This is a genomic window from Mucilaginibacter gossypii (assembly GCF_017569325.2).
Lineage (GTDB): Bacteria > Bacteroidota > Bacteroidia > Sphingobacteriales > Sphingobacteriaceae > Mucilaginibacter > Mucilaginibacter gossypii.
The window spans coordinates 2,225,190-2,247,358 of record NZ_CP071878.2 but is presented as its reverse complement, the minus strand read 5'-3'; the positions used below and the strand labels follow the sequence as shown (position 1 = coordinate 2,247,358).

Sequence of the window (22,169 nt, the reverse complement as noted above, 5' to 3'; positions counted from 1 at the left end):
CAATGAAAAAACTTCAATTACTCAGCATAATAATGGCAGCCATATTCCTGCTAACCTCCTGCAAACAAAAACACCAGGAACAAAATGCAATGGGTGAACCGGATATCATCCCCGTTAAAACAGCATCGGTTTCCATATTAGGAGTTCCCGACCACATTAGTGCAACCGGCCTGGTGAGCACCAAAGATGAAGCCAAATATGCTTTTAAAATAGGTGGTGTGATCAGCCGGATCTTCGTACAGGAAGGGCAGTTCTTTAAAAAAGGCCAATTACTGGCTACGCTCAATTCAACCGAGATTTCAGCCGGTCTGGCGCAATCCAGCCTGGGTGTGGAAAAGGCACAGCGCGATTATAGTCGTGCCGTTAATCTTTACAAAGACAGCGTATATACCCTGGAGCAATTGCAAAACACCAAAACCGCACTGGACGTTGCGCAAAAGGCCCGGGAAGCGGTAGCGTTTAATGATCGTTATTCCAAAATATACGCGGCATCCGATGGCTTTGTGAGCAAGAAGATCGCCAACGAGGGCGAAGTAATAGGTGAAGGCATGCCGGTGCTGCTCATCAATTCGACCGAACAGCACAACAGTTATTCACTAAAGGTCGGGGTGACCGACCGCGAGTGGGCCATCATCAAACCGGGGCAAACAGCCAAAGTAACGCTCGATGGGTACTCCGGTCAAAAATTTGATGCTGTGGTATTCCGTAAGTCGCAGGCTGCAGATCAGGCTCTTGGATCGTTCCAGGTAGAGCTGAAGCTGAATTTAAATGGCCTGAAACCTGCGGTTGGCATGTTTGGCAAGGCAGAAATAGCCACTCACCAGGACGAAAGTGTGATGGTGATCCCCTATGAATCGCTGGTGGAGGCTGACGGCAATAATGGTTTTGTGTTTACCACCATCGGCACCAACAAGGTAAAACGGGTACCGGTTACCATCCTGAAGTTCGATAACGACAATGTCTATCTCAAGGATAAACTGGAAGGCATAGACCAGATCGTGATCTCCAACAGTGCCTACCTCAACGAACAGTCCATTATTAAAATCATCAAGTAAGCTACTGTCATGAAAATCACAAATTTCGCAGTTAAGAACTACCAGTTCACACTGATCATATTTTTGCTTGTCGCAGTAGTCGGCGTTTTAACGCTGTTTACCATGCCGCGGTCGGAAGATCCGACCACCCATCCGCCGCAATACCTGATCACGGTGATCTATCCGGGCACCAGTCCGAAAGATATGGAAGAACAGGTGGTAAAACCCATTGAGAACAAAATTTACGGACTGGAAAACATCGAAAAGATCCTTACCACTGTGGAAGACGGTGTTGCGGTCATCCAGCCGAAATTTAAATATGGCGTAGATGTAGATAATAAGTACCAGGAAATATCCGCGGAGATCAATGCTTTGAAAAACAGCGAGCTTCCCAAGGATATCTATATGATCAAAACAGAAAAAATATCCTCCTCGGATGTAAAGGTGCTGCAAGTGGCATTGGTTTCTGATAACGCTTCCGGTAAGTTATTAAGGGATGAAGCGGATATTCTGAAAACGCGCCTGGAGAAGATCACCAACCTGAAGGATGTTAAGTATTTTGGAATGCCAGAGCAGGAGATTCGTATCGACATGCAGCTGGATAAACTGGCCCAGTTAAAAATACCCCTTAATGTGGTGATAGGCAGCTTGCAAAGCGAGGCAGCAGATATCCCTGGCGGCAGCATTAACCTGGACAGCAAGATCTTCAATGTGAAAACCAGCGGCAAGTTCAAAACCGTCGATGATGTCGCCAATACCGTTATTTTTAATGCCAATGGCAAGATCATTTACCTAAAGGATGTAGCCGATGTGAGTTACAAAGACGGCATTGCCGATCATATCACCCGGCTGAACGGGCATCGTTGTGTGCTGGTTACAGCGGGGATGAAAGACAATGTGAATATCGCCAGCGTACAGCAGGAGTTTTTACCGGTACTGGATGAATTCGGCAAAAGCCTGCCCGAGAATGTTCGGCTTGTTAAAAACTTTGACCAGGCTAACATGGTTTCCGAGCGCTTGGGCCACCTGGGTTTTGATTTTGGATTAGCCATCGTTTTAGTGATCATTACCTTGCTGCCTTTAGGATTCAGGGCATCGCTTATCGTGATGATCTCTATCCCGCTTTCTTTGGCCCTGGGGCTCATTGCCATGAATTTATTGGGATATTCCTTAAATCAGCTTAGTATCGTAGGGCTTGTGGTGGCATTGGGGTTGCTGGTAGACGATAGTATCGTGGTGGTTGAGAACATCGAGCGCTGGCTCCGCGAGGGGCATTCGCGAAAGGATGCTATCCTGAAAGGTACGCAACAGATCGGGATAGCGGTTATAGGCTGTACGGCTACACTGGTTATCGCCTTTCTGCCACTTGCCTTTTTGCCCGATATGGCGGGTGAGTTTATCCGCAGCCTGCCGATGGCCGTGATGACCAGTGTACTGGCTTCTATGATCGTGGCCTTAACGCTTGTTCCCTTCCTGGGCAGCAGAATGCTCAAAACTCATACACATGGCGAGGGCAACTTCTTTTTAAAGCACCTGCAACGTTTCCTCACCAGGTCTTATGCCCGGGTGATGCCGCTTGCCTTAAAGTGGCCAAAGACCACCATCGGCATCTCCTTAGCTTTAAGCGGACTTGCCTTTTTCCTTTTCACACAAACCGGGTTTAAGCTTTTCCCGACCTCTGAAAAGCCGATGTTTTTAATCAATATCAAACCACCCCTGCAAGCCGATATTCCCGAAAGTGACCGCGTGACCAGGCTGGTAGAAAGTGAACTGAAGAAACACAAAGAGATCGTTTATTATACATCTAATGTGGGCAAAGGCAATCCACAGATCTATTACAACGTACACCAGCAGGATGTAAAGCCTGACTTCGCCCAGGTATTCGTTCAACTGGACGAAGAGGCAAGCCCGGGTGAAAAGACCGACCTGATCAAACGACTGAGGAAAAAGTTTAACGATTTTCCCTATGCAAGGATCGAGGTAAAAGACTTTGAACAGGGTACACCTATAGAAGCCAATATCGTGGTTAGGGTATTTGGCGAGGATCAGGACACCTTACGGAAGCTTTCCTTTAAAGTGGAGGATATCCTGAAAAAAAATCCGGGCACTTTTTATATCAACAACGAATTGAATACCTATAAGTCAGACGTTAAAATAAAAATTGACAAAGAGAAAGCCAGAACCATGGGTGTACTCACCAGCGACGTGGATAAAGTGGTAAGGATGGCCGTGGCGGGACTAAACGTCGGTGACTATATCGACGACAGGGGCGATTCGCGGAATGTGGTGATCACCCTGCCCAGGAATAAGTTCTCGAACCTGGATGCCCTGAAAAACCTGTACGTAAATAATATCCAGGGCACGCCGGTACTGGTTAACCAGATTGCTACTATCTCGTTTGAAACATCGCCTACGGCGATCAACCATTTCAATAAATCGCGCTTTGTAAAAGTTACTTCCTTAACCAAAGAGCATGTCTTGGCCAATGATATCCTAAAAGAGGTTGTTCCTGAATTGAATAAATTAAAAATGCCGCCGGGCTATTATTATAAATTATCTGGTGAAGCGGAATCTGAAGGCGATGCATTAGGCGGCAACTTTCTGTCTGTGATCATACTAAGCACCTTTCTTTTCATCGGCGTGCTATTGTTACAATTCAAAACGTTTAAGGGGATCATTATCGTGCTGTCGATCATTCCCCTGGGTATATTGGGCGGTGTGGTATTCCTGCTTTTCACGGGTAACCCGATGTCACTGGTTTCTATCATCGGTTTTATAGGTTTGTCCGGGATACAGGTTAAAAACTCGCTGCTGCTGGTTGATTTTACCAACCACCTGCGTGAGGAAGGTCATAGTATCGATGAAGCAATAGCGATGGCAGGCGAAACCCGCTTTCTCCCCGTTGTGCTTACTTCCATTACGGCAATCTGCGGTTTGCTTCCAATTGCCTTGAACCCCAATCCTTTGATCGCACCGTTAGCGATTGTACTGATCGGCGGGCTGATTAGCTCGACCATACTGTCGCGTATAGTAACCCCTGTAATGTATAAATTGATTCCGCCACATTTGGACAACAATGCGGAACAGTAAATATATAATACAGCTATAAAAATTATGACGTTCACGCTCTTTGATAAGAAAAGCATCAAACGGGCCAATATCAGCTGATATCGGCCCGTTTTTTGAAGATCGTGATAAACCCCAAACAAAAAGCTTCAATTGTGAGGAAGCGATTTGTAAACTGACTTTTCAAGATCCAGATCATGGCAGACTAACCGCAGCCTCAAGCTATGATAATAGTATATGGAGTTGCAGAAAATGATAATAATAAACTTTCTCATATTACAAAGATGGTCCAATATCCCCTCGCAGCGTGGAGACGGATAATGGTTTAGCCTACACATTTTAATATGGACGCTTGTAAGTGTTGAATCGGGATATTATAAAATAGTGAACCTCAACAGCGGAAAGGCTCTTGACGTATATGGCGCTTCAACTGATAACGGAGGCCTGGTTAAGCAGTTTACCTATACCGGTGGTAATAACCAGCAATGGGTTGTTACGAGGTTACAATAGACGACCTTTTTGCAGATACCGCCGGATTTTTTCCGGTGGTATCCTTTTTTATCTTTATTGATCGCATTTTAATTTGTTAACATATACAGAAGGACTGACACCAAATTGCCGCTGAAAATCACGTGAAAAATTGGTAGGTAAGCTATAACCGATCATATTGGCTACCTCATTTATTTTAAGGTCACCTTCGGCAAGCAGTTCCGCACCTTTTTTTAAACGCGAAAGGTTGATAAGCTCATTTGGCGTCATATCCGATATCCCTTTGATCTTGCGGTAAAGCGTCGGCCTGCTCATGTTCATCATGTTTGATAGCTGGTCTACGTCAAGGTCCATATCGGTAATGTTATCATAAATCACCTTATTTAACCGGTCCAGGAAATCTTTATCGGCCTTTGAAACCGCTATGCCTTTGATATGCGTAAGTGGCGACCGCGCGAAATATTGCTTCATCATGTTGCGGTTCATCAGCAGATTGCTCATTTGCGCCTGAAGGTGCTCAAATGCAAAAGGCTTTTCGATGTAGGCGTCTGCGCCAACTTCCAGACCTTCGATTTTTGAGTTAAGGGAGTTTTTTGCCGTAAGCAGAATGATTGGGATATGACTGTATTCAACGTCGGTTTTAAGCTTCCGGCACAACTCTATACCATCCATCACCGGCATCATGATATCACTGATCACCAGGTGGATATTCTCCTTTTTTAGTATTTCAATGGCTTCGGTCCCGTTATAGGCTTTGAATATACGGTAGGTAGTTGCCAGCTCACGTTGTATGTAATTGATGATCTCCTTGTTATCCTCAACCAGCAAAACAGATGGCTTATCTTTTTCGTTTTTCTGATCGTTTACCGTAAGCTCTTCGGTTGGTAAGGTAACCGATTCATCGGCCATTTCAAGGTTGATCTCTGTTTCCTGGTGGATAGGCAGCGACAGCAGGAAAATATTCTGGCTGTTCATCGAGGGCTTTAATTCAAGGGTGCCTTGGTGCAGCAAAGTTAATGAGCGGGCCAGGGGCAGGCCAATTCCGGTACCGGCCTCTTTTTCGGTTTCTTTAATACGATAAAAAGGTTCAAATATCTTTTCTTTCAACTCTTCGGGAACCAGGAAACCATCATTGCGAACTTCAATCCTAAACATTTCGTCTTCACTGCTAAAGGGCAAAAGCTTGATTGCTACGGTAGCCGAAGCGTATTTAATGGCATTATTGAACAGGTTGCCCAGTATCTTTTTCAAAGCCTCATGATCAACAAAAGCGTGCAATGTTATCCTCGGCAGTTCAAGCCTGTAACTTATTTCCTTTAATTCGGCCGCAGGCTTAAAAGTGTTGTATACCTCTTCAAGCAACTCGTTAATATCAGCTTTAGAAAAATTAAGGCTGAACTTGTTGGCTTCGGCTTTTCGAAAATCGAGTAGTTGATTGGTCAAGCCGATCAACCTGTTGGTATTTTTCTTTATCATGGCAAGGTTTTCCATCGTTTCGGGGTGATCAATTTCGCTGCTTATCAGTTTATCAAGGGGCATTTTTATCAGGGTGAGGGGGGTACGGATCTCATGGGCTACGTTGGTGAAAAACTCAATCTTGGCATTATAGATCTCCCGCTCGGTATTGATCTCGATGGTTTCGATACGCCGTTTATTTTTTTCGCTCACGGCCAAATGGTAGTAGCGCACAATTGTTGTTACAATACCCGCTATTACCAACAGGTAAATTGTATAAGCCCAGGAGGTAGCCCAAAGCGGCGGCATAATATGGATTGATAGCTGCACAACCTTGTTATTCCAAACCCCTTCGCTATTGGCGCCTTTTAAGTTAAAAACATAATTACCAGCGGGTAGTTTGGTGTAATATATTTTGCGGTTGTTTTTAAACGTTACCCAGGTTTTATCAATGCCATCCATTTTGTATGAATACTCGTTCATTTCCGGAATCACAAAGCTAAGAGAAGCAACATCCAGGCTAATATTTGAGCTGTTGTAAGGCAAGGTAATTGAGGGGGTATAAGTAATGGATCGGTTAAGTACAGAATTAGCACTGCCAACAGTTACGTCGGCATTATTAACCTGTAAACCGGTAATATAAACCGGCGGCACATAGGGGTTCCTGACAAACTTTGAAGGATCAAAACTTACCATCCCCTTAACCGTGCCAAAATACATGGTGCCATCGGCATCACGGAATGACGAGTTATAATTGAACTGCTCCGTTGGCAAACCGTTAACCGTATGATAATTGCTGAATGTGTTATTTTCCGGATCAAATCTGGCCAGGCCTTTCGCCGTCGAAATCCATAATTTGCCATTTTTATCTTCCTGTATCCTGAATACCTGGTTATCCGGCAGACCGTTTTCGGTGGTGTAGTTTTTTATCCCGCTTGTTTTGGCATCAAACCTGCTTAAGCCGCCTTCAGTACAAAACCATTTGTTATTGCGGCTATCAATAAACAGGCCATTCACATAATCGTTTAAAATAGTGTTAGGCGCGCCTGCCCGCGAACTGATATGGCCGCTTTTACCACTCGCAGTATTTAGATAGTATACGCCGCCGCCATAAGTACTTACCCATAACGTACCATCGTTTTCTTCATGAATGGATTGGATATGATCGGCAAAAAACGGCATCGCGCTAAAAGTATCGTCAGGCCGGTTATAGCTAAACAGCCCATTCCAGGTACCAACAAGCAACTCTCCCTTACGGGTTTTATAAAGAGTGACTATAAAACCGCTGCTGAACGATTTATTGTTTTGCGCCGAGTTGTAATGCTTGATGATCCGCTCAGTGTGCAGATCCATAACATCGAGCCCGTGTTCATAGGTGCCTATCCAAAGGCGGTCGCCGTCGGCCACCAGGCCGTGGATATTGCGATAGGCTATGCTGCCGGGCGATTTGCCGGGCATAAAATGCTTTACGATACCGGTTTTTAAATCTATTTTATTTAATCCGGCGTCTTCAGTGCCAATCCACAAATTGCCAAATTGATCTTTGGTTATTTCATGCACTATATTGCCGCTAAGGCTGTTTACGCCAGGCTCGGGGAAGTACTTTTTAAAATTGTTGTACTGACCGGGGTAGTAATTTACCCCGCCAAAATAAGTACCTATCCAGGTACCGCCTTCGCGATCTTTGTAAATGGCCGAAATGATATTATCGGTGATAGAATAGGGGTTGCTGTATTGTTTTTGTACAACAGTAGTCCGGTTGTTCTTTTTATCAAATATGTAAAGCCCGTTTTCTGTTCCTAACCAGTAGGTATCATCATTTTGATGAAAAATAACATGTACATGGATATCACCTGATTTATATTGGTCATTCAGCGCGTTAGCAATACTGTTGTTCCGGTAATTAAATAAAACCACCTGGTTCATGGTGCCGATGATCAAAGCAGTATCACCAACAGGGAAAATTTCCTGAACAGTAGAAAATTTGCGCCCTTTGTTAGCGCTTGACAAATCGTATGATGCCAATTGGCGGCCTCCAGCATTGAAGTGATTAACAAACCCCTGATTGGTAGCCGTCCATAACGAGCCATCCTTGGCCATGCTCATCGTTACTGTGAGATCGTTTTTTTGCGGGTATGCTGTTAATATGTTGGTGTGCTCATCATACAGGTATAGATTAAGGTTCGATATGATCCAGATATGATGCTGTTTATCACCTGCAATATATCTTACCTCGCCGGGTGGGATAAGTTTAAACGGCTTGAATTTTTCAGTAATCGGATCGAAAATATAGATACCCTTATAAGTACCTACCCAAAGTTTTTCGTTACTGTCTTCATATAAGCTAAAAATAGAGTTACTCCCTATGCTGGTGCTGTCGCCTAATTTGTTGCCAAACAACCTGAACACATTACCGTCAAATCGGTTAAGGCCATTACGGCTACCAAACCACATAAAGCCTTTCTTATCCTGCAAAATGCAGGTAATGGTATTGCTGGATAAACCGTTTTGAACCTGGTAATTTTTAAAATAGTACGTTGCCTGCTGGCTGCGGGCCACAGTAAAACAAAGGATCTGAAACAGGAGGATAAAAGCTTTTTTCAAAATCAAATTATAGTTCAGTCATTATCAAGGGTGCCGCATTTTTGGCTACACGATCAATAAAGGGTTAAACTGGTCATGTAAATATAGCGACATTGCTTGTTTGATATTTCCTGATTTAAACTTTGATACATTTTGAATTTAAATTGAAATGCTGTGATTGCAGCCATGGGTAGCAAAGCACTTACTTAGTGCCAGTTTAAGGCTGCCCGTATCAGCCTGAGCATAAACCAAAAAACAAAACCAATTAGTATGAAGAGAATTTTACATCACACTTTTTTTACGCTTTAAATAAGCCAGTTTAACAACCGATTAAAAAGGCCACCAATGCCTTTAAAAATAACCTAAAATACCATTTATGAAATTTCGTTTACGAAACTTACATGTTGGCTTGTGCCCTAAAGCTTTAGCCTTCCAACTTATAGCGGCCTGCCTGCTACCCGCTTTTTCAAACGCGGCCACCAATAAAGTACCGACGGCCATAAACGCGGCACAAACTATACCGGTAGCAGGTAAGGTTACCGATGCCGCCGGCCCAATGCCCGGTGTTGCGGTTACCGAAAAAGGTACGTCAAACGGTACACTTACCGATGCTGCGGGTAACTACAAACTTAATGTTAAAGACCGCAATGCCGTACTGGTATTCAGTTTTGTTGGGTACGTTACCCGTGAGGTAGTGCTGGACGGTCAGCCGACACTTGATGTGGTACTGACCGAAAATGTTAAAGCCCTCAATGAGGTAGTGGTGGTAGGTTATGGCACCCAGAAAAAGAAAGATGTTACCGGTGCTGTAACTTCGGTAAATGTAAAAGAAATTGCGGGTCAGCCGGTGCCGGATATTGGCCAGGCCATTGAAGGTCGTGCGGCAGGTGTGCAGGCGGTAACTTCCGGGGCGCCGGGCAGTAATGTTACGCTGAGGGTGCGGGGCGTTGGTACCATCAATAACAGCGATCCATTGCTGGTGATTGATGGTGTACCTACCGATGTACCCCTTAATACCCTTAACCCCGATGATATAGCATCGCTGGATGTGTTGAAAGACGCCTCGGCCTCGGCTATTTATGGCTCACGTGGTGCCAATGGCGTGGTGCTGATCACCACAAAAAAAGGTTCGGCAAGTGCAAGCCACCTCAATGTTAATGCCTTTGCCGGGGTACAGCAGGCAACTAACCTGGTAAAACTATTAAATGCAAGCCAGTTTGCACAACTGAATAATGAACTGCTTACCAACAATAACCAATCTACTAACCCAGCTTATGCCGATCCTGCTTCGTTAGGGACGGGCACCAATTGGTTAAAAGCCTTGTTTACCAAAGCGCCAATACAAAGTTATACGCTATCCTATTCGGGAGGGACGGAAAAATCCGACTACTATGTATCGGGTAGTATCCTTAATCAAAAAGGAATTGTAACAAGTACCACTTACCGCAGGTATACCCTGCAATTCAATGGTAACGATAAGGTGCTTAAATGGTTGAAGTTTGGCCATAACCTTACTTTAAACCACGATGAAAAACCAAGTGGCTCTTACGATATCCGCGCTACCATGGCCGCCAATCCTGCGCAACCAATTTACAATGCCGATGGCAGCTACTCCGGTCCGGTTGGTCAGCCGCAGTTTTATGGTGATGTGAAAAACCCTATTGCCACCGCTAAGCTGGTTCAAAATAATACCGAAGGATATAACGTATTAGGTTCTGTTTTTGGGGAGGCCACTATTATCCCCGGTTTAACTTTTAAAAGTACGGCTGGCATCCAGGCTTCGTTTTTCAACAGCCGCACCTGGTCGCCAAAATATAATTACCAGCCGATACCTCAGCCAAATTCCTACCTGTCCGAGCAATATAATAAAAGCATCACCTATACATGGGACAATTTCCTTACCTACGATAAATATTTTGGCGAAGACCATCACCTTACAGTTTTAGCCGGTACCGATGCCCAAACCAACAGCTACCATTTTGCAGGGGGCAACGTAAGTGGTTTTGCAAGCGATGTTACCCAACAGCTTAATAACGGAACATTGAATCCGGTGCTAAATGGCGATGGCTCGGAATGGGCCTTACTATCGTATGTTGGCCGTGCCAATTATGCTTATAAAGACAGGTATTTGTTAACCGCAACCATCAGGCGCGATGGCTCGTCCCGCTTTGGCGATAACAATAAATATGGCACTTTCCCTTCAGGCTCAATAGCATGGCGTGTATCGCAGGAGCCATTCTTTAAAAAAGTTACTTTTTTTGATGACCTGAAACTGCGAGCCGGTTACGGTACTACAGGTAACCAAAATATTGGTAATTATTCCTTCGCTTCTGTACTCACATCGGCTGTTTACAATTTTAATGGTACTGTTGTGCCGGCACAGATCGCTTTAAATGCGGCTAACCCTAACCTAAGATGGGAAACGGTTAAGCAAAGCAATATCGGTTTAGATGCCACTTTCTTTAAGCAGCGCATCTCGGTAAATATTGATGCCTATATCAAGAAGACTACCGGAATGCTTGTACCTGTTAACCTGCCTATATCAACCGGCTATTCGGGTGCTGCACCACCAAGCAATGCAGGTGACGTGGAAAATAAGGGTATCGAGTTTTCGGTGACATCTAAAAACATGACCGGCAAATTCAATTGGACTACCAGTGCCAATATCTCCTTCAACCAAAATAAAATAACCGCGCTGAGTGATAATACGTCGATTTTTGGCGGCAACATTGGCCTTAATGGCAATATCAATATCAATGCCGTTGGCAGGCCAATCAATAATTTTTATGGTTTTGTAACACAGGGCATTTTTCAAACCCAGTTTGATGTAGACGCGCATGCATCGCAGCAAACCGGTGCCGATCCATATAACCGTACCTCGCCGGGCGATATCCGCTTTAAAGACCTCAATAACGATGGCGTGATCAACGATGCCGACAGAACTTTTATCGGTAACCCGAACCCTAAATTCATCTATGCCATGAACAACACCTTCAGTTATGCGGGCTTTGACCTGAGCGTGTTTTTACAGGGTGTGTACGGCAACAAAATATTTAACGCCAATAACGTGTACCAGGAAAGCATGGCCGTTGCGCAAAATCAAACCATCAGGGTTTTAGGCAGATGGGAAGGGCCGGGTACCAGCAACACCATGCCAAGGGCTATTTATAACGACCCCAATAAAAACTCCCGCATCTCCGACCGTTTTGTGGAGGATGGCTCATACCTGCGGATAAAAACGGCCACATTAGGTTATACACTGCCGAAGGAGCTCATTAAAAAAGCGGGCTTCACCAATGCCCACATTTATGTTACCGGGCAAAACCTGTTCACTTTTACCAAATACACCGGCTTCGACCCGGAAGTGGGAAGCAACGGTATCGACTTTAGTGTGTATCCCGTTACCCGTACCATCAGCTTAGGTATCAATTTAACACTCTAACATTTAAAGCATTAAGTAATGAAAATCAATAAATATATTATCGCTTTAGTGCTTACTACCGCTTTTGTAGGTTGTAAAAAGGACTTCCTTGATAAAGCGCCGCTCGATTCGGTAAACACCGCCAACTATTATAAAACCGCCGAGGATGCCGTGAATGCGGTAAACGCCGCTTATCAGCCGTTGCAACGCCCTAAATTGTATAACTTCCGGATCTGGACAACTGATATCATGGCCGGTAATAGTGTAACCGGCGCCGGCGGCGGTACAGACGGTATTGAAACTCAGGACGAACAAAACTTTGTAACCACATCGGCCAATGCCGGGGTACTTGATGTTTACCGCGGGCCAGCCCCCGGCATTTTGCAATGCAATATTGTTTTGCAAAAAGTACCTGCCATTAATATGGACGAAACCCTGAAAAACCGTGTGCTGGGCGAGGCTAAGTTTTTACGCGCGCTGTATTATTTTAACCTTGTGCGTTTATTTGGAGATGTACCGCTTATCACTAAACCACAGGTGGTAGGGGACGACTTAAAGGTGAAACGCGCACCCAAAGCCGACGTTTATGCGCTCATTATCCAGGACCTTAACGATGCTATAACTGCCTTGCCTGCTGCAAGCAGCTATAGCGGGGCCAATATAGGACGGGCATCAAAAGGAGCGGCCACAGGTTTGCTGGCAAAGGTGTATTTAACCTTGGGTGATTACCAAAAAACTGTCGATCTGTGTAAGCAGGTAACAGCATTGGGCTATTCACTAAACGCCAGTTATGCTGATAATTTTTCGGCAACGAAAAAGAACACCGGCGAATCATTATTTGAAGTTCAATACAGCGGCGCTACCACTTATGGCTTTTTCGATGATTTTAACCAGGCATCGTGGACCAGCACATTTACCGGCCCGCGAAATTCGGATTTTGTTGGGGGCGCTTATGGATGGGACCAGCCTACGCAGGAGTTTGTGAACGATTATGAAAGTGGCGATCTGCGCAAGGATTTAACTGTGTTATACCCAGGTTGCCCTGCTTTTGATGGCAAAAGCTATTTGGCATCATACTCCACAACGGGCTTTAACCTTCGCAAGTTCCTGGTGCCTAAATCAATTTCGCCAGATTATAATACCAATCCGGCAGATTTCCCGGTTTTGCGTTATGCCGATGTGCTGTTGATGCAGGCCGAAGCCATGAACGAACTTGGTCAGGCTGGTGCCGAAGCGCCTTTAAACCTGGTGCGTAACCGTGCCGGTTTGGCAAGCATCGTAAGTGGTTTATCAAAAGATGCCTTCCGTACCAAAGTATTGCATGAGCGCCGCATGGAACTTGCATTTGAGGGCCAGCGCTGGTTTGATCTGATCAGGGTTAACAATGGGCAATACGGACTGGATTTTCTGCATTCGATAGGGAAGGTGAACGCCACGGCTAAGTTCCTGCTGTTGCCTATACCGCAGCAAGAAAGGGATGCCAATCCAAATCTTACACAAAATCCGGGTTATTAATTTATCACAACACAGCTAATCAAAAATGAAAGCTTTAAATTTTAATGGTGTTTATACATCAGGATATATAAAATCCACATGGTGGGCGCTAATCGTTTTATCTTTCCTGTCCCTCTTTACTTTTTCATGTAAAAAGGATACAATAACAGCTAAAGTAACGTCAACTCCGGTATTGGCGGCTTCATCTAATTCGGTAGTACTTACTCGGGATAATGCCGCAAAACCAGCCCTCACTTTAACCTGGTCGGCAGCTAACGTGCAGGGTATGCAGGGTTCGGTAACTTACTTTTTGCAGTGGGATATAAAAGGAAATAACTTTGCCAACGCGGCTACTATTAAATTAGGTAAAGACACGCTCACCAAAGCCTACACGCAGGAGGCGCTGAACGATATGTTTATTACGCTGCCTGTGGCTACGGCTACTGCGGTAGAGATGCGTTTGGTTACAGCTACGTCGGATGGTTCGGTATCACCGTTTAATTCTAACGTTGTTGCGCTTACTGTAACTACCTATTCCAAAACGATCCCACCTCCTTACAGTCAGTTATGGATGGTAGGCGACGCAACACCCAAAGGCTGGGATATTAGCAACGCCACGCCTATGGTTCAGCATGGTAATGATCCCTATCTGTTCACTTACACCGGAGCATTGGTTGCCGGTGAATTTAAAATTGCTACCGTTAAGGATTTTGGCGGTGCGTTTTATCGTCCGCTGGCCAATCACCCTGCACTTACCGAAACCGCGGTACAGGTAAGCAGTGGCGATCCGGATAACAAATGGCAAATAAGTGCCGCACAAGCCGGTAATTATAAAATTACGCTTAACATGCACACCAACAGCATCAGTATTGTCAATACCGATCCGCCAAAGGCCCCATTTAGTCAGTTATGGTTATTGGGAGATGCTACGCCAGGTGGCTGGAGCCTGGACGCTGTAACTCCATTAATTGTCGACGCGAACGATTCATTCATATTTACCTGGACCGGGCCGCTTACTACTGGCGATTTTAAAATAGCTACAGCCAAAGATTTTAACGCGCCGTTTTACCGTCCAACTACAAACGCGCCTGATCTGTCGGCGACCGCGGTGCAACTTAACGCTGGCGATCCGGATAACAAATGGCATATTAATACGGCAAGCACCTATAAAATCACACTGAATTTGCATACCAACACCATTAGTATCGTTAATACCGTTGTCAGCACGCCGCCTTATACCGCGTTATGGATCATCGGTGATGCCTCGCCTGGCGGCTGGAGTTTGGATGCCGCTACACCAATGGTAAAAAGTGCTACCGATCCCTTTGTATTCAGCTGGACAGGTGCGTTGGTAGCCGGGGAGTTCAAAATAGCTACAGCTAAGGATTTTGGTGCCAAGTTTTATCGCCCGGTAACTGATCATCCCGCGCTATCTGCAACAACTGTTCAGCTAAGTGCCGGCGATCCGGATAATAAATGGATAGTTACGGCCTCAGCCGCCGGCAACTATAAAATAACACTCAATATGAAAGACTTGAGCGTGGCTGTTGTAAAACAATAATCAATTGAAAACAGGAAATAAAATATTTGAAATGAAAATATACAGCGTAGGTGTAATGATGATGTTCGCAGCCATTAGCTGCGGCTGTACAAAGGACAAACTGGTTGATAATGCCGGTTTGATAAAAACAGTAGCCACAAGCAGCCTTTCCGGCATCAGCACCGATAAAGCTTTTTATAAACCCGGAGACGAGGTTGTTTTTACACTTGATAAGGCCTTGCCCGCTACCGCGAAAGTAAGGTATAAGCAATCGGGCAGTGTTATACAATCCGGAACGGTAACGGGTACGTCATGGAAGTGGACAGCGCCCGCGCCGGATTTTACCGGTTATATGGTTGAGTTGTTTGATACAGTGAACGGCCAGGAAAAGATCTATGGAACTATTGCTGTGGATGTGTCGTCGGATCCGGCACGCTTTCCGCGAAATGGATTTTTATCCGCCTATGGTAAACTGAGCGATGGCGATATTAAAACAGTGATGAGTTCATTAAACCGTTACCATATGAACTATGTGCAGTTTCAGGATTGGGAGTATAAACACCATGAGCCACTGGCCGGGACTATTGCCAAACCCGATGCCAGCTGGAAAGATATAGCCAACCGAGATAATTACCTCGCAACTGTTCAGGGCTACATCGCAGCAGCACACGGTTACAATATGAAAACCCTGCATTATAACCTCGCGTATGGATCATTGAACGATGCCGCTGCCGATGGTGTAAACGAGCAATGGTACTTGTTTGATGATGCAACCCATACTAAAAAAGAGGTTGCCTCACTGCCACAGCCACCTTTTAAAAGCGATCTTTATATTATGGATCCCTCAAATACCGGCTGGCAGCAATATCTTGCGGGTAAAACCAATGAGATGTACAAGGTATTTAATTTTGATGGTTACCAGATAGATCAATTGGGTAACCGTGATAAAACTTTGTACAACTATGGCGGTGGAACGGTTGATCTGCCAACAGCCTTCAATTCCTTTATAAAAGCGATGAAAGTGGCATCGCCAACAAAAAGTTTGGTAATGAACGCGGTAACTCAGTATGGTCAGCCGCAAATCTCCGATGCACCGGTTGATTTCCTGTACTCGGAAGTATGGGCACCGAATGAGGGGTATAAAGATCTGGCCGATATTATTAAAAGTAACGATGCCCTCACCGCTGGTACCAAAAAGAGCGTACTTGCGGCGTATATGGATTACGATCTGGCTGGTAGTCCTGGTTATTTTAGCACCCCTGGTGTTTTATTTACCGACGCGGTGATCTTTGCACACGGCGGCTCACATCTGGAATTAGGTGAGCATATGCTGGGCAAAGAGTATTTCCCAAATAATAACCTGCAAATGCGCGATGATCTGAAAATAGCTATGGTTAGCTATTACGACTTTTTAACGGCTTACGAAAATTTGCTTCGTGATGGGGGAACATTCAACAACCCTGCCATTACTCCGGGCGATGGCCAGACCAAACTCAATAACTTTCCGCCGCAAACGGGCCAAATATCGGTAATTGGCAAAGATTTGGGTAATAAACAGGTTATTCATCTTATTAACTTTGCTAATGCCGCAAGTTTTGACTGGCGAGATCGTAATGGTACGCAATCTGTTCCGCATCCGGTTAGTAATGGCCGCTTTAATTTTACAGCTGCCAAAACCGTTAAAAAAATCTGGGTAGCATCACCGGATGTGGATGGAGGAGCATCGAAGGACGTTGCTTATACACAATCGGGTAATGCTGTTACCTTTACATTGCCAATATTGAAATATTGGGATATGGTAGTAGTTGAATATCAATAATAAGACAGTCCTATTTATTCTTTTTGTTCCGCCGGGCATGGTTTATTGCCACGGCGGAATACTGTTGTATAATCAAAATATTTTTTAATGAAAAACTCTGTTTCAGTAATTCTCAGCTTATTGTTTAGCGCAGGTTATGTGAGTGCACAAAGCAGTAAACCAATTTATACTTCCGGTGCTTATACCATTTATCCGGATAGGGTGGTGCAGGGCAAGTATACATCAATAGCGGCATCACCAACCGATCTGCAATCCAATTATCAAAGCCCGGCCAACCTTTTTAAAAGCGCGGTGGTTGATTTTAAATTTAGCATTAACGGTAAGGACAATGAAATGCCCTCCGGCAGCGATCACCATTTTGTTTGCTCAGGTTCTGACAATGAAACCCCGCTTATCAGGTTTGGGCAGCCCGATGCTGAAAAAAAAACTGCGCCGGCCGGGCTCTACCTCAAACCATCGTCGCGGTTTAAGATCCGTGTGGATCTGCGCGATGTATTGGACGCTTTTAAAACGAAAGGCTATTATACCTGTTTTAATGGCGATAAGATATATAAAGACGATTTTAAAGGTTTGTTTGTAGCGGGAAGCACCGCTCCCCTGATTTGGGATTTTAACAATTTGATCAATCACCCCGAACTGGAACTGAAGGATCCCGATGGTGATGGAATCTACGAAACAACGCTAATACTAAATAAGCCGGGAGATGTTAACAGTACGGCTTCGGCATGGAAGCTGGGCAAAGATATAAGTGCTTTTCCTCAATATCGGTCACCGTATATGTTGTCTGATGCACTGTATAACCTTGCGTTAGAGGAAATGCAAAATGCTGTTGAACCCGATAGTACGTTTAGGACAGGTAAGGAGTGGAGCGGTGTATGGACACGGGATATCAGCTATAGCATTATTCTTTCAATGGCGGTTTTGCAACCCAAAGTAGCGATGTATAGCTTGATGAAGAAGGTACAAAACGGCCGTATTATACAGGATACCGGTACGGGAGGAGCTTATCCCGTATCGTCCGACAGGATGATCTGGGCTGTTGCCGCCTGGGAAGTTTATAAAGTTACCGGCGACATGAAATGGCTGGAAACGATATACCCGATCATCAAAAAATCAGCGGCCGATGATACTTTCAACGTGTATGACAGACAAACTGGTCTTGTAAGGGGCGAATCGTCGTTTTTAGACTGGCGCGAAGAAACTTACCCTAAATGGATGCAACCGGCCGATATTTATGAGTCTGAATGTTTAGGCACCAGCGTAGTACATTATCAGGTTAACAAGGTTTTGGCAGACATGGCCGGGTTAATGGGAGATCATAAAGCTGTTTCGGGTTATCAACACCAGGCTGATTTAATAAAAAAAGGCCTCAATAGTTTATGGTTGCCAGGTAAAGGTTACTATGGTCAATATCTTTATGGCAGAAACAATAAAATTATATCGCCCCGGTCTGAAGCATTGGGCGAAGCTTTGGCTGTGTTATTTGATGCCGCGGATGCTGGTAAACAACAATCTGTTATCGACAGCACTCCGGTAAACGACTTTGGTATCCCATGTATTTACCCGCAAATACCCAGTATTTTACCATATCACAATAACGCTGTATGGCCCTTTGTTGAAAGTTATTGGGCAATGGCCTCTGCAAAAACAGGTAACGAAACATCGCTTACGCGAGCCATTGCCGCTATTTATCGCCCGGCCGCACTTTGGCTTACCAACAAAGAAAACTTTGTTGCCAGCGATGGTGACTTCGCAGGTACACAGATCAATAGCAGTAACATGCTGTGGAGCTTGTCGGGAAATATCGCGTTGGTATATAAGATTCTTTTTGGTATCCACTATAATCAAAATAGTTTAGAGTTCAAGCCATTTGTTACTAAAGGTTTGGTAGGCGAGCGTTCATTAAATCATTTTAAATACCGCGATGCCGTACTGGACATCGAAATGAGTGGCTATGGTAACCGAATAAAAAAGATAAGCCTTGATGGAAAAATTATGATCAAGGCTTTGTTTCCGGGAGACTTGAAAGGAAATCATCATATTAAAATTGTACTCGCTAATAATGCAATTCAGGGGAAAAGTAAATTGGTGCCGGGATATACAGCGCCTGAAACTCCTGTTATAGCCTATGCAAAAAATGAACTAAGATGGTCAAAGGCAAAAAATGCAGTAAGCTACAGGTTATTAAAGGGCGGAAAACCTGTTGCGGTAACTAAGGCATTAACCTTTAAGATAAACGATCATGCATATGCCGAGTACCAGGTTATTGCCATAGACAGAAAGGGCGTGCCCTCTTTTGCAAGCGAGCCCGTTTCTGTTGTTCCGTCATCAGCAAAGCAAATTATTGAAGCGGAAACTATAGCCGATAAATCAGATCTTCCGTATCAGGGTTTTACCGGCAAGGGTTTCATTGAGGTGAATACAACCATTAATACTCAATTAAATATACCGATAAACATAGCTACGGCAGGCACGTATGTTATTGATTTGCGTTATGTTAATGGCAATGGGCCTATCAATACCGAAAATAAATGTGCCATACGCACATTGATTGTGGATCATAGTTTTGCAGGGACTATTGTACTGCCGCAGCGGGGCAAAGGCGAATGGAGCAATTGGGGATACAGTAATGTGGTAAAGGTTAAACTAACTAAAGGGAAACACATTATATCACTTTGTTTTAAAAATGCCAATGAGAACATGAACATCAATGTTAACCAGGCAATGATCGATCATTTTCGGTTGACAAGGGTTGGGAATAATTGATACCTTTTGATTTTAAATTGATATTTAGAGATCGGTTGTCCGCTGAAAAATTTGCGTAATTTGAAAAGTGCTTAAGTGAGATTGAGCATTTAGTTAATATATTTCATTTTATAAAGCGTTCCGAATGTAAGACGGAACGCTTTTTTTGTAACTCGTTTTTTCGTTGACGACTGTGAGGCAATCAAAATTTTATGCGGCAGATAGCTGTCTGCCAGGTGTTTATCATAGTGATAGGGAGAAGGTCATCTGTTGAAAATTGAGGGGATATCTCAATGCAGACTGGAAGCTTACCGGAAGAAAAACTAGGTTGTGATTTGAAGTCATCGTAAACTCAGATTCAGGTACCAGGGCGTCAACCAAAACACACGGCGCTTAGTTGCCGGCGAGGTAACATACCCAATTAACGGGCAACCTCCATTTGAGGTGCGGTTTTAACCTATAACCTCATTTGGGCTTGCAACAGAATCAGTTTTACAACAAGTATGACAGCAGGATAGTGTTTGAAAGCCGGCTTAAGGTGTTTAACGGCCAACGAAATCTGATTTTCAACAGCCCTTTTTGAAATGGACAGCCGCTCTGCAATCTCGGTGTTACTTAATTGATTTACCCTGCTTAAAAGGAATATTTCTTTACATCGCGAAGGTAGTTTATCGAGTAATTTATCTAGGTCGGTGCTTAGTTCGTTAACTTCAAAACTGGTTTCGGCCTGATTGTATACAACACTTAAGTCATCCAGTTTTTCGTAATCTGCAACATATTTTACCGGTGACGTATTACTTGCTTTTATAGCGTTATATACACGATATCGTGCGGATGAAGTTAGGTAGTTTTTAAATGTAATGATTTTGAGTGCATCTCTTTTCTCCCAAATATTAACAAATATGTCGTTTACAATGCCCATGCAGGTGTCGGTGTCATGCAAATAAGAAAAAGCTTTTTTATAAACCAACTCCCAGTAACGATCATAAAGCAGGGTAAACGCCTTTTTATCATTACGTTTCACCGCGGCAAATATGTCTTCATCTGATTGTTGAGTGTGGTTCATGTAAAAAAATCCGGGCTAAGCTTTAACTATGCAAGGTAATAACAAAGTTTTATTGTTGAGGGATAGCCTGGTCTGATTTTGAATCGTTTGCAAAAAATAAAAAAAAATAAAAAAAGTATGTGAGTTATTGCCGCGGGAGTTGTCTGTACTAATAACCGTTATAGCCATGTTGTACCAGGAATTTAAAGAATTATACGAGCGTTGCACGTCGGGTAACTGTACGCCCGAAGAGCAAAAATTATTTGAAGAATATCGCGATAGCTTCGATTTATCGGATATGCCCTGGATCTCGGATTTTGGTGACAGAGCTGAAATTGAGAAACGCCTGAAAACAGATCTCCATAACAGGCTATCTAAAAACCAGATAAAACCTCTTGTCAGAATCCGATGGTGGGCAGCGGCGGCTGTTATTTTTGCTCTTGGTGGATTATTTGTTGTCAATAAGCATTTCGACAAAACTACTAAACCTCACGAAATTGCATCCGACGGAAATATTGTCAAACCGGGCAGTAATAAGGCCCTATTAACGCTTGCGGACGGAAAGCAAATTATCCTTGATGGTTTGGGTAAAGGGCACTTGTTAACACTTAATGATGTTACCGTTAATAACGATATCGATAGCAGCGTGACCTATCAAAAAACCAATGCCGGAATCTCCAGTTCATCACAGCCGTACAATATACTATCAACGCCCTTCGGTGGAAAATACCAGCTTACACTTGCCGATGGTACTAAGGTCTGGCTAAATGCCGGTAGTACAATTAAGTTTCCGATAAATTTCACGAGCAGGGAAAGAGTGGTTGAGTTGTCTGGCGAAGCGTATTTTGAGGTGGCCCATGATGGAAACAGGCCATTTAAGGTGTCCGGTGCCGGCCAGGTGGTACAGGTGTTGGGTACTCATTTTAATATCAACGCTTATCAGGACGAAAATGCAGTTAAAACCACCCTGCTGCAGGGGAGCGTCAAAGTTTATGGAAAAAATCAAACTCCAGGCGTCCCTGAAATCATTATAAAACCTAATGAACAAGCTGTTTTCAAAAACGACCGGTTATCAAAAATAACTGTTGATGCAGAAGAGTTTGTGGCCTGGAGAAAGGGTGTGATCTTATTTAAAAATGCAGACATTCATGATGTAATGCGCAAAATTTCCAGGTGGTATAATGTTGAGGTGGAATATCAGGGCCAGTTGGGTAATGATACCTACAACGGTGAGATCCCCCGCAACGCGGCTTTTTCTGAGGTGCTGAAAATCCTAAAACTTGATGATATTAATGTAAAACAAAACGGGCGAAAGCTTATCGTTTCTCAATAGCCCCTGCATCATCCTATAAAAACCAATTATTAACCTCAAAACCCAATTTAAGATGAAGAAAACAGATACTTAAAAGCTCCTTTTAAAAATTCTCATCCATAAAAAATGCCGGAAGTGCTTCCAACACTGCCGGCAGGTTCCGCTT

At 44.0% G+C, this 22,169-nt stretch carries 11 protein-coding genes; 9 read left to right on the top strand and 2 right to left on the bottom strand.

The window, feature by feature from the left end; all coding sequences use genetic code 11:
- The first annotated feature begins 2 nt into the window (after window positions 1–2).
- The 3 genes from J3L18_RS09405 (at window position 3) to J3L18_RS09395 (ending at window position 4,610) form a co-directional block, all read left to right on the top strand.
- The gene (locus J3L18_RS09405) at window positions 3–1,055 is read left to right on the top strand and encodes an efflux RND transporter periplasmic adaptor subunit (protein ID WP_129571029.1); all 1,053 of its coding nucleotides are present in this window, start codon (window positions 3–5) and stop codon (window positions 1,053–1,055) included.
- Window positions 1,056–1,064: 9 nt separating this feature from the next.
- On the top strand, window positions 1,065–4,124 hold the full coding sequence (locus J3L18_RS09400) for an efflux RND transporter permease subunit (protein WP_129571030.1): 3,060 nt from the start codon (window positions 1,065–1,067) through the stop codon (window positions 4,122–4,124).
- A 312-nt stretch (window positions 4,125–4,436) separates the two neighbouring features.
- Window positions 4,437–4,610: an RICIN domain-containing protein gene (locus J3L18_RS09395; RefSeq protein ID WP_129571031.1), complete on the top strand. Its 174-nt coding sequence runs from the start codon at window positions 4,437–4,439 to the stop codon at window positions 4,608–4,610.
- Between the two features lie 54 nt (window positions 4,611–4,664).
- Here the strand turns inward: J3L18_RS09395 and J3L18_RS09390 are convergent, their stop codons facing one another.
- Window positions 4,665–8,648: a hybrid sensor histidine kinase/response regulator transcription factor gene (locus tag J3L18_RS09390; protein WP_223266261.1), complete on the bottom strand. Its 3,984-nt coding sequence runs from the start codon at window positions 8,646–8,648 to the stop codon at window positions 4,665–4,667.
- Window positions 8,649–9,003: 355 nt separating this feature from the next.
- On the opposite strand from J3L18_RS09390, the gene J3L18_RS09385 reads away from it, so the two are divergent.
- From J3L18_RS09385 to J3L18_RS09365, 5 genes are all read left to right on the top strand, one after another.
- The gene (locus J3L18_RS09385) at window positions 9,004–12,069 is read left to right on the top strand and encodes a SusC/RagA family TonB-linked outer membrane protein (RefSeq protein ID WP_129571033.1); all 3,066 of its coding nucleotides are present in this window, start codon (window positions 9,004–9,006) and stop codon (window positions 12,067–12,069) included.
- An 18-nt stretch (window positions 12,070–12,087) separates the two neighbouring features.
- The gene (locus J3L18_RS09380; RefSeq protein ID WP_129571034.1) at window positions 12,088–13,563 is read left to right on the top strand and encodes a RagB/SusD family nutrient uptake outer membrane protein; all 1,476 of its coding nucleotides are present in this window, start codon (window positions 12,088–12,090) and stop codon (window positions 13,561–13,563) included.
- A gap of 25 nt (window positions 13,564–13,588) precedes the next feature.
- Entirely contained in the window at window positions 13,589–15,103 is a 1,515-nt protein-coding gene (locus tag J3L18_RS09375; RefSeq protein WP_129571035.1) for a SusE domain-containing protein, read from the top strand.
- A gap of 31 nt (window positions 15,104–15,134) precedes the next feature.
- Window positions 15,135–16,901 carry an endo-dextranase gene (locus J3L18_RS09370; RefSeq protein ID WP_223266262.1) on the top strand — a complete coding sequence of 589 codons (1,767 nt, stop codon included), beginning with the start codon at window positions 15,135–15,137 and terminating at the stop codon, window positions 16,899–16,901.
- Window positions 16,902–16,988: 87 nt separating this feature from the next.
- Entirely contained in the window at window positions 16,989–19,667 is a 2,679-nt protein-coding gene (locus tag J3L18_RS09365; RefSeq protein ID WP_129571036.1) for an alpha-L-rhamnosidase-related protein, read from the top strand.
- A 436-nt stretch (window positions 19,668–20,103) separates the two neighbouring features.
- On the opposite strand, the gene J3L18_RS09360 is transcribed toward J3L18_RS09365, so the two are convergent.
- The gene (locus tag J3L18_RS09360; RefSeq protein ID WP_129571037.1) at window positions 20,104–20,712 is read right to left on the bottom strand and encodes an RNA polymerase sigma factor; all 609 of its coding nucleotides are present in this window, start codon (window positions 20,710–20,712) and stop codon (window positions 20,104–20,106) included.
- Between the two features lie 166 nt (window positions 20,713–20,878).
- On the opposite strand from J3L18_RS09360, the gene J3L18_RS09355 reads away from it, so the two are divergent.
- Window positions 20,879–22,024 carry a FecR family protein gene (locus J3L18_RS09355; RefSeq protein ID WP_129571038.1) on the top strand — a complete coding sequence of 382 codons (1,146 nt, stop codon included), beginning with the start codon at window positions 20,879–20,881 and terminating at the stop codon, window positions 22,022–22,024.
- The last annotated feature ends 145 nt before the right edge of the window (window positions 22,025–22,169 follow it).